General features: G+C 63.8%; 3 protein-coding genes. All 3 read left to right on the top strand.

The window, feature by feature from the left end:
- Window positions 1–87: 87 nt before the first annotated feature.
- From C7H84_RS35105 to C7H84_RS35095, 3 genes are read left to right on the top strand one after another with little or no spacing between them, the layout of a single operon-like run.
- On the top strand, window positions 88–591 hold the full coding sequence (locus C7H84_RS35105; RefSeq protein WP_121863078.1) for a transposase: 504 nt from the start codon (window positions 88–90) through the stop codon (window positions 589–591).
- Window positions 567–917, top strand: coding sequence for an IS66 family insertion sequence element accessory protein TnpB (gene tnpB, locus C7H84_RS35100; RefSeq protein ID WP_011885804.1), 351 nt, complete (start codon window positions 567–569; stop codon window positions 915–917). The genes C7H84_RS35105 and tnpB overlap by 25 nt, the downstream gene beginning before the upstream one ends.
- Before the next feature lie 31 nt (window positions 918–948).
- A complete protein-coding gene (locus C7H84_RS35095) occupies window positions 949–2,514 on the top strand; it encodes an IS66 family transposase (protein WP_121863077.1) in 1,566 nt (521 codons plus the stop codon).
- Window positions 2,515–2,539: the final 25 nt, after the last annotated feature.

Raw genomic sequence — 2,539 nt, 5'->3', positions numbered from 1 at the left:
GTAAGCCGTCAATAAACGACGCCCTACCAATGGTAGGCAGAAGGTCAGAAGCTAAGTGTCCGCGTGGACACATGCATTCAGACCGTGATGACAGAGAAACAGGACCTTCGAAGCAGACTGGTGGTCGGCCGCCGACGGGATGGCCGGCGGGAATTTGATGAGGCTGCCGTCCAAGAGCTGGTCGAGCTTTGCCTGAAGCCGGGCGTGTCGATTGCCCGAATGGCCATGGATCACGACGTCAACCCGAACCAGTTGCGTCGCTGGATCTCGCGCTATCAGCAGCATACGCTGCAAACGCCAACTAGACCGGACCCGCTGGTGATAGACGGCGTATCGATCGACATCCCGGGTTCGGCGCGTCGTGTTCCGGTGAGTGAAGCGCAGGCATTTGTCCCTGTCGTCACCGCGCCATCGACAGTGCCCGCCGTTTCCCCTGTACTGCCACCGGACACGTCGTTGATGGCGCTCTCGTTACATGTGCGCCTGTCGAATGGTGTCGAATTTGATCTTGGCGAGGCGAGCGTCGATGAGCTGGCCACGGTGATCCAGATGCTCGGGAGGCTGCCGTGTTCCGGTTCGACGAAGGGTTGAAGGTCTACCTTCATCGCGATCCGGTCGACTTCCGCATGGGCATCAACGGGCTGTCGATCCTGGTCGAACAGGCGATGCGCCTGAACCCAATGACCTCGGCGCTGTTCGTGTTCGGCAACCGCCGTCGCGATCGTATCAAGATTCTCGGCTGGGGCGGCAACGGCTTCTGGTTGCTGCTCAAGCGACTCGAAGCCGACCGCTTCGTCTGGCCGAACGGAGGCGACACGATCACGCTCAGCGCCGAGCAGTTGCACTGGCTGCTCGACGGCATCGACCTGGCCGTGATCCAGAAGCATCCCCAGCGATATTACGCGCGGATGAGCTGAACACCACGCGGGTGGCATAGTCTAATCGGCCATGCCGAACAATCCCGTCATGTTGAGCGCCGAGGAGTACGAGGCGCTGATTGCCGCGAGCGCCGAACGCGATGCGCTTCGTGGCGAGCTTCGACTCGTGACGGCCCAGCGCGATCTGGCCGAAGAGAAGCTGCGAGCCTACAAGCACGAACTGTTCGGCGCATCGAGCGAGGCGCGCCATGCCGATCAGCTCGGCCTGTTCAACGAAGCTGAAGCATTGGCCATCACTACCGATGCGCCCGCGCGCGAGGACGTGCCCGGCACATCGGTCGCCGCCCACACGCGCGGCAAGCGTGGGCGCAAACCGCTCGATCCGAACCTGCCACGCGAGGTCGTGCGGCACGAACTACCCGAGTCCGAACGGTTCTGCGCGCACGACGGCCATGCCCTCGTGGAGATCGGCGTCGAGACGAGCGAGCAGCTCGACGTGATTCCCGAGCAGGTGCGCGTCGTTCAGCACCAGCGGGTCAAGTACGCGTGCCCGTGCTGCGACCTCGGCATCAAGGTCACGCCAGCGCCGGCGCGCATCATTCCGCGCGGGCTGCTCACGGAATCCGCGCTGGCGTGGATCATCACTGGCAAGTACCAGTATGGTATGCCGCTGTATCGCCAGGCCACGCTGCTGCGTCGCTTCGGCGGCGACATCTCGTCGAACACGCTGGCGGCCAGCGTGGTCCGGGTGGGGCTCGCCACGCAACCGGTGATCAATCTGATGCGCGACGCGCTGCTCGAATCGAACCTGATCTACGGCGACGAGACAACGTTCCAGGTGCTGAAGGAGCCAGCACGCAGGCCGCAGGCGAAGAGTTACCTATGGGCGCAGGTCAACGGCTCGGGGCCACCAGTACGGATGTTCTCGTACTCGCCGGGGCGCGGCGCCCAGCATGCGCAGAAGCTCTATGCCGGCGTGCAGCCTGGCACCGTGCTGATGACTGACGGGTACGAGCTCTACAACGGCATCGCCCACGATCACCAGCTCGTACATCTCGGGTGCTGGGCACACGTGCGCCGCGGCTTCATCAAGGCCGAGGAGTCGGTGCCGAAGGCGGCACGCTCACCGGATCTGCTGGCCACGCGCTTCGTCGTGCTGATCGGCAAGCTGTTCGCGGCCGAGGCGCGCAGCGCGAAGTGGAAGTCTGAACGTCGGCAACGGCTGCGCGCCCGGTACAGCGCCCGCGTGCTCGCCATCATCGAGCGCATGCTGGTCGAGCATCTGCCGGGCGTCGTGCCGTCGAGTCTGCTCGGCAAGGCATTGCAGTACATGAGCGGACAGTGGCCCAAGCTGGTCCGCTACGTCGGTAACGGCAACTGGCCGATCTCGAACAACCTGTGCGAGAACGCGATAAGGCCGTTCGTCGTCGGCCGCAAGGGCTGGCTGTTCTCCGATACCGTTGCCGGCGCGCAGGCCAGTGCCAACCTGTACTCCCTCGTCGAGACGTGCAAGGCGAACGGCGTCGAGCCGTATCGCTATCTGGTTTGGCTGTTCACCAGGTTGCCGCTCGCTGCAACCGCCGACGACTACGCCGATCTCATGCCTTGGAGAATGCCTGCCGCCCTCAACCTCTGAGGGGCGTCGTTAAAAGACCGCATAC

It is taken from the genome of Burkholderia sp. Nafp2/4-1b (genome assembly GCF_003635165.1).
Classification (GTDB): domain Bacteria; phylum Pseudomonadota; class Gammaproteobacteria; order Burkholderiales; family Burkholderiaceae; genus Burkholderia.
Note: the sequence above shows the minus strand (reverse complement) of the source record. Positions and strands in the feature narration are given on the sequence as shown.